A 7,232-nucleotide genomic window follows, 5' to 3' on the forward strand; every position below is an offset into this window, starting at 1 on the left:
CATGGGCCGCGCCGACGAAGACCTCAGCAGCCTCGTCGGGCACGCCGCCCCGCCGGAGGAGCAACGCGAGCGCCTGCACCGCAGCATGCGCTGGCAGGCCAGCCGGGTCTTCCTGATCAGCAGCGGGCCGATCTTCCTGACCGCGGCCGTGCTGCTGTGGGCAACGCGCCAGGCGGGCGAGTGGCTGGACGGCTGGGCGCCGCCGGCACTGTCGCTGGTGATCGCCGTACTGGCAATCACGCGCCTGGCGATGTTGCAGCGCGCGCCGCGCAAGGAGGAGCACCCGGCGGTGACCTGTGTGCTGCTGGCGCTGGTGTTGCTGCTCCCGGTGGCGGCGGCCATTTCGCGCGATCTGGGCCTGTGGTCCGTCAGCCTGCCACTGATGAGCCTGATCATCGCCTTCGCCACCGGCCTGCTGGGCTTGCGTGCGGGGCTGCTGCTGACGGCCCTGGGCTTGGCGTCGCTGTGCGGGCTGGGCGTGGCCGAGCACCTGGGCTGGGCCACCCGTCCGTCCGCGCCTTCGGATCTGGGCCTGCGCGTCGGCGTGCAGGCCGGGCTGCTGCTCTCGGGGCTGGTTGCGGGCCTGGGGTTGCTGAAGATGGTCGAGCGCTCGCTGGCCGAGGCGGAGGAGCGCACCGCACGCTTTCGCGGCCTGCTCGGCATGGCGGTCGACTGGTACTGGGAGATGGACCGCGAGTTCCGCTTCACCCACGTCGCCGAGGAGCGGTCCGGCAGCTCCGGCCTCGACCTTCAATGCCGGCTGGGCAAGACGCCGTGGGATGTCGACGGCCTGGGCCTGTCCGACGACGAACTCGACGCCCACCGCGCCGATCTTGAATCCCACCGCCCCTTCCACGGCATGGTGGCGCGCCGCACCGGCCTGGACGGCAGTACGCGCTGGGTGTCCATCAGCGGCGAGCCGCGCTTCGATGCCCAGGGCAGCTTCCGCGGCTACTGGGGCGTCGGCCGCGACGTCACCCACGAGGTCGCCGCCGAGCAAACCGTGCAGGCGACCGAAACGCGCTACCGCGAGTTGTTTCGCCGCTCGCCCAGCCCGCTGGTGCTGCACCGCTGGGGCCGCGTCGTTGACGCCAACCCGGCGGCCATGGCCATGTTCGGCTATGCCCAGCGCTCCAGCATGATCGGGCAGGACCTGTTCAGCCACTACGAGCCCGGCGATGACGAGACCGCCCGCCAGCAGGCCGCACGCATGGAAGGCCTGGCGCCCGGCGCGATGCAGCCCATGGCCGAGTACCGGCTGCGCACCCTGTCGCGCCGGCGCCGCCTGGTGCAGGCCACCAGCGTGCGCGTCGAGACCGCCTCGGGGCCGGCCACCCTGACCTTCTTCACCGACCAGACCGAGCAGAGCCGCGCCCAGGACGCACTGCGGCGCAGCGAGGGCCTGCTGTCGCACCTGGTGGCTACCAGCCCCGACGTCATCACGCTGACCGAGGCGGAGAGCGGCCGCTACGCGATGGTGAACAAGGCCTTCGAAGGCCTCGCCGGCTGGAGCAGCACCGAGGTGCTGGGCCGCACCGCCGACGAGATCGGCATCTGGCACAACCCTGCCGACCGCACGGCCATCCGCGAAGCGATCCGCCGCGACGGCATCGCCAACAACGTGCCGGTCAGCTTCCGGCGCAAGGACGGCAGCACGATCGCAATGCTGGTGTCGGTGGCGCCCTTCGAAATGGACGGCCAGAACTACCTGGTGCTGTACGCGCGCGACGTGTCCGAGAGCGAGCGCACCCGTCTCGTGCACGGCGCCATCCTCGAAAACGCCTCCATCGGCATCGCGCTGACGCGCGAGCAGCAGTTCGTATTGGCCAACCCCCGCGTCGAAGCCATGTTCGGCTGGGAGCGCGGCGCGTTGCTCGGCCAGCATGGCAGCGTCGTGTGGCCCAGCGTCGAGGACTGGCAGGCCGTCGGCCGCGACCTCGGCCCCCGCCTGGCCAGCGGTGAGCAGGTCGAGGCAGAGCGCACCATGCGCCGCCGCGACGGCTCCAACTTTCTGGCCCGCCTGCTGGCCCAGGTCGTCGACCCGGCCCACCCCAGCCGCGGCGGCACCATCTGGATCATCGAGGACGTCACCGAGCGCCGCCGCGTCGAGGACCAGCTCGCCCACGCCAAGGACGAGGCCCAGGCCGCCAGTCGCGCCAAGAGCGCCTTCCTGGCCAATACCAGCCACGAGATCCGCACGCCCCTCAACGGCCTGCTCGGCCTGGGGCGGCTGGCCCAGCAGCCCGACATCTCCGAGGTCCAGCGGCGCGACTACCTCAACCAGATGATGGACAGCGCCGAAAGCCTGTCGGGCCTGATCTCCGACATCCTCGACCTGTCCAAGATCGAAGCGGGCCGCCTGACGCTGGAGACGCAGCCCTTCTCGCTGCGCGAGCTGCTCGCCTCCATCCGCCTGGCCTATCTGACGCTGGCGCAGGCGCGCGGCCTGACCTTCGCCATCCAGATCGATCCGGCCCTGCCCGGCTGGGTGTTCGGCGACCCGCTGCGCACCCGCCAGATCCTGTCCAACTACCTGACCAATGCGTTGAAGTTCACGTCCGAAGGCGGCATCACCGTCAGCGTGCGCGCCCTGCCCGTCAACGCCCGCGGCAGCGCCGGGGAGTGGGTGCACATCGAGGTACGCGACACCGGCCCGGGCATCGCGCCCGAGCAGCAGGGCCGCCTCTTCCAGCCCTTCACGCAGGCCGACGAATCAACCACGCGGCGCTTCGGCGGCACCGGCCTGGGCCTGTCCATCTGCCGCGAGCTGGCCACGCTGATGGGCGGCGATGTCGGCATGGACAGCAGGCCCGGCGACGGCTCGGCCTTCTGGGCCGAACTGCCCCTGCCGGCCGCGCCGGCGCCGATGACCCATCAGCCCCGCGAGACGCGCGCGCACGGCGCCGGCCACGAGGCCCTGCACGGCCGCCGCGTGCTGATCGCCGAGGACCACCCGGTCAACATGCTGATCGCGGTGGCGCAGCTGGAGCAATGGGGCATGGAGGTCGCCCAGGCCAGCGACGGCCGCCAGGCCATCGAGGCCGTGCTGGCCGCGGCCAGCGTCGGCAAGCCCTTCGACATCGTGCTGATGGATGTACAGATGCCCGTCATGGGCGGGCATGACGCGACGCGCGAGCTGCGCAAGCATTTCGCCGTCGACGAGCTGCCCATCGTCGCGCTGACCGCGGCCGCCCTGGTCTCGGAGCGCGACGATGCCTTCGCGGCAGGCATGAACGACTTCCTGACCAAGCCCATCGACACGCCCAAGCTGCACCAGACCCTGCTTAGGCTGACCCACCCCCTACCGGCTTCGCCGGCTCCCTCAAGGGGGCGCTCCCAGCAGCCCGGCGAAGCCGGCTCTGCGGGAGCCGCTGGAGGGGCGGGCACGCTGCGCGGCCCTTTCAATACGGACTGAGGACGGCCCATGAACACGCTCGCGCCCCGCAGCTTCAAGTACTACGACTTGATCATGGCGGCCTTCGTCTCCGTGCTGCTGTGCTCCAACCTCATCGGCGCAGCCAAGCAGGCGCAACTGACACTGCCCTTCTTCGGCACCGTCACCTATGGAGCCGACCTGTTCTTCTTCCCGATCAGCTACATCTTCGGCGACATACTGACCGAGGTCTACGGCTACAAGTACGACCGCCGCGTCGTCTGGGCCGGCTTCGGCGCCCTGCTGTTCTCGGCCTTCATGGCCTACGTCGTCGTGCACCAGCCGCCGGCCGATACGCCCTTCATGGCCGTCTATCAGCCTCAGCTGGAAGCCGTGTTCGGCAACACCTGGCGCATCGTCGCCGGCTCGATGATCGCCTTCGCCTGCGGCAGCTTCGTCAACAGCTACGTGCTGGCCAAGATGAAGATCGCCACCCGCGGCCGCTGGCTGTGGGCGCGCGTCGTCGGCTCCACCGTCGTCGGCCAGGCCGTCGACACCGGCGTGTTCTTCTTCATCGCCTTCTACGGCGTCTGGGCCACCGAACAGCTGCTGGCCGTCATCGTCGCGCAGTACCTGTTCAAAACCATCTGGGAGGCCGTCATGTACCCCGTCACGGCGAGCGTCGTTCGCTTCCTCAAGCGCGCGGAGGGCGTGGACCACTTTGACCGCAGTACCAGCTTCAACCCCTTCTCAATCAAGGTTTGACGCTGTGGCGGTGACCCTGCTGTCGGCCTCGGCCGCCGCCTTTGCTGCCCGGTCCCTGCTGCGGCGGCCTGGCCTGCTGCCTGCAAACCAGGCCTGACGAGCCGGCGCCTGCTGAGCGAGCGCTGGCTTTTTCGTTCAGGCGCTCAACGGCAAGCGGCGTTTGCGCTCACCCGTCAGCGCGAACCACGCGTTGGCCAGCGCCGGTGCGACCGGCGGCGTGGCCGGCTCGCCGACGCCCGTCGGCGGGCCCTCGCTGGGCAGCAGATGCGTCTCGATGGCGGGGCACTGGGCCAGCGTCAGCAGCGGCTGGTCCGGGAAATTCTTTTGCTGCACCTCGCTGCCGACGATGTCGATGCGGCCCCAGAGCGCCGCTGTCAGGCCGAAGACGATGCCACTCTCGACCTGGCGCACGACGATGCCGGGGTTGACGACGGTACCGCAGTCCATCGCGCAGACGACGCGGCGCAGGCGCGGCTGGCCGCGCTCCCTCACCACCTCCACCACCTGGGCCACGATGCTGCCGTAGCTCTCGTGCAAGGCCACGCCACGCGCCACGCCGGCCGCAGGCGGCCGACCCCAGCCGGCGGCGTCGGCCGCGCGCTGCAGCACGGCCTGGTGGCGCGGCAAACCGTCCAGCAGCGCCAGGCGGAACGCCACCGGGTCGGCGTTGGCGGCATGCGCCAGCTCGTCGATGAAACCTTCCTTGAAGAAGGCGTGATGGGAATGACCGACCGAGCGCCACATGCCGATGGGCACACCGCTGCGCGTGGGCTGGTGCGCGATGCGCATGTGCGGGATCGCATAACCGAGGTCGAACAGCCCCTCCGACGCCGTCTTGTCCGGCGCGTCGCCGCGCATGGACAGGGCCGCCATCGCACGCCCATCGGGGAAGGCATTGCGGTTCAGCACGTCCAGCGCCGGCGCCAGCCCCGGCATCACGCGCTCGGCCCAGCGCGGCAGCACGGCGTCCGCCGCGTTGGTGATGGCCAGCGCCACCGGCCGGCCCGCCGCGTCCAGCCCGCCCTGCAGCACGGCCACCTCGGCGGGGCGGTAGAAGTCGTGCGTCATGTCCTCCTCGCGCGACCAGACGAGCTGCACTGGCAGGCCGCCCATCTCGACTGCGACGCGCACCGCCTGGCCGATGAAGTCCACGTCCAGCCGCCGGCCGAAGCCGCCGCCGAGATAGGTCACACGCACCGTCACCTCCGCGCGCGCCACGCCGGCCGCGCGCGCGGCGACATCGCGGGCAAGACCTGGCACCTGGGTCGGCGCCCAGACGGTGACATGCCCCTCGCGCACCTGGGCCGTGCAGTTCATCGGCTCCAGCACTGCGTGGGCCAGATAGGGCGCGCTGTAGACCGCCTCCAGCCGCGATGCGGCGCCCGCCAGAGCGGCCTTGGGGTCACCCTGCGCCAGGAAGGCGAAGCCTTCTTCCGCCTCGTGGGCACGGCGCGCCTGACTCTCCAACGCCGCGAGGATGGCCCTGGAATCGACTCGCCCACCCGGGGGCGCCTGCCAGGCCACCTCCAGCGCCTTGGCCGCCTCGCTCGCATGCCAGGTGGTGCGCGCGACGACCGCATAGGCCGCCGTCGAGCCCGCAATGGGCCCTAACGCCACCACACGCAGCACACCGGGCCGTGCACGCACCGCGTCGACATTGGCCGGGCCCAGGCCGCCGCCCAGCATCGGGCAGTGGCGGATGGCCGCGAAGACCTGGCCCGGCTCGCGCACGTCCAGGCCGTAACGCGCGCTGCCATCGACCTTGGCGGCGAGGTCGATGCGCGGCAGGGGCTGGCCGATCTGCGTCCACCGCGCGCGAGCCTTCAGCACGACGTCGCCCGGCGGCGTCAGCGCGGCCTGAGCGGCCAGGCTGCCGTAGTGGTCGAGCGCCCCGCTGGCGTGGTGGATGACGCCGTCCTCGACCGTCAGCTCGGCCACCGGCAGCTTGTGCTTGAGCCCCGCGGCGCCGAGCAGTTGCGCACGCGCCGTCGCGGCCGCCAGGCGCAGCGGGCCCCAGGCATCGGCCGTCGTCGAGGAGCCACCGGTCAGGTTCAGGCCCAGCTCGCGCGCCAGCTTGGCCGTGACCCAGGCCGACAGCTTGAAGGCGCCCCGTTCGTGGTCGCGCGGGCCGAAGGGCAGGCTGCCCGTGAATGCCGCGACATTGCCGTAGATGGCGTCATGCCCGGCTGCCGTCAGGCGCACGGTGGCCAGCGGCACGTCCAGCTCCTCGGCGACGAGCTGGGCCAGCGCCGTGTGCACGCCCTGGCCCATCTCGCTGCGCGGCATGGCCAGCAGCACGCGGCCGTCGGCGGCGATCTTGATCCAGCCGTTCAGGCCCACCTCGCCGTCGACCGGCGCCAGCGTGCGCGCATCGCCCAGCCGCGAGCGCGGTGGCAGCAGGCCCCAGCCGACGATCAGTGCGCCGGCCGCGCCAAGCCCGCTGAGCAGCACGGTGCGCCGCTTCATTGCTTCTTCATCGCGGCGGCGGTCCTGATGGCCGCTCGAACCCGCGGGTAGGTGCCACAGCGGCAGAGATTGGTCATGGCCGCGTCGATGTCGGCATCGCTGGGCTTGCCGATGCGCGCCAGCAGCGCTGCGGCCGCCATCAGCATGCCGCTCTGGCAATAGCCGCATTGCGGCACCTGCTCGGCCAGCCAGGCCAGTTGCACCGCATGCGGCCGACCCGGCGCGGCCAGCCCTTCAATGGTCGTGACGGCCTTGCCGGCGACGGCGCTCAGCGGCGTCACGCAGGCCCGCACCGCCTGACCATCCACATGCACCGTGCAGGCGCCGCAGGCCGCAATGCCGCAGCCGAACTTGGTGCCGGTCAGGTCGAGGCCGTCCCGCAGCACCCACAGCAGCGGCATGGCCGGGTCGCGCGCCAGCTCGGGCAAGGTCATGACCTGGCCGTTTACTTTCAGATCCATCGCGAGCGGTCGGGGTCGGGGAAACAGCGCACCAGAATAGCCGTCACGGTCGACAATCCGGGCATGAGCCAGCCCCTAGTTGCAACAACACCTGACCTGCTGTTTCTGCTGCTGCCGGACAGCGGCCTTGCCCCCGACGGACCCGACACGATGGCGCCCCTGGCGGC

Annotated in this window: 4 protein-coding genes; 2 read left to right on the top strand and 2 right to left on the bottom strand. The window is 71.2% G+C overall.

The annotated features are described in order from the left end of the window. Position 1: 1 nt before the first annotated feature. Positions 2-3,415 (top strand): PAS domain S-box protein, encoded by a 3,414-nt coding sequence (locus ACT6S0_RS10490; protein ID WP_444691968.1) that lies wholly within the window; start codon positions 2-4, stop codon positions 3,413-3,415. A 9-nt stretch (positions 3,416-3,424) separates the two neighbouring features. Beyond that, the gene (locus ACT6S0_RS10495; protein WP_444691969.1) at positions 3,425-4,138 is read left to right on the top strand and encodes a queuosine precursor transporter; all 714 of its coding nucleotides are present in this window, start codon (positions 3,425-3,427) and stop codon (positions 4,136-4,138) included. Positions 4,139-4,273: 135 nt separating this feature from the next. Here ACT6S0_RS10495 and ACT6S0_RS10500 read toward each other — a convergent pair whose 3' ends face one another. Both ACT6S0_RS10500 and ACT6S0_RS10505 read right to left on the bottom strand, forming a co-directional pair. Beyond that, positions 4,274-6,604 (bottom strand): molybdopterin cofactor-binding domain-containing protein, encoded by a 2,331-nt coding sequence (locus ACT6S0_RS10500; protein ID WP_444691970.1) that lies wholly within the window; start codon positions 6,602-6,604, stop codon positions 4,274-4,276. Further along, a complete protein-coding gene (locus ACT6S0_RS10505; protein WP_444691971.1) occupies positions 6,601-7,065 on the bottom strand; it encodes a (2Fe-2S)-binding protein in 465 nt (154 codons plus the stop codon). Before ACT6S0_RS10505 ends, ACT6S0_RS10500 begins: the two co-directional genes overlap by 4 nt. Positions 7,066-7,232 lie beyond the last annotated feature (167 nt).

The organism is Roseateles sp. (assembly GCF_052436255.1).
Classification (GTDB): Bacteria; Pseudomonadota; Gammaproteobacteria; order Burkholderiales; family Burkholderiaceae_C; genus Pelomonas.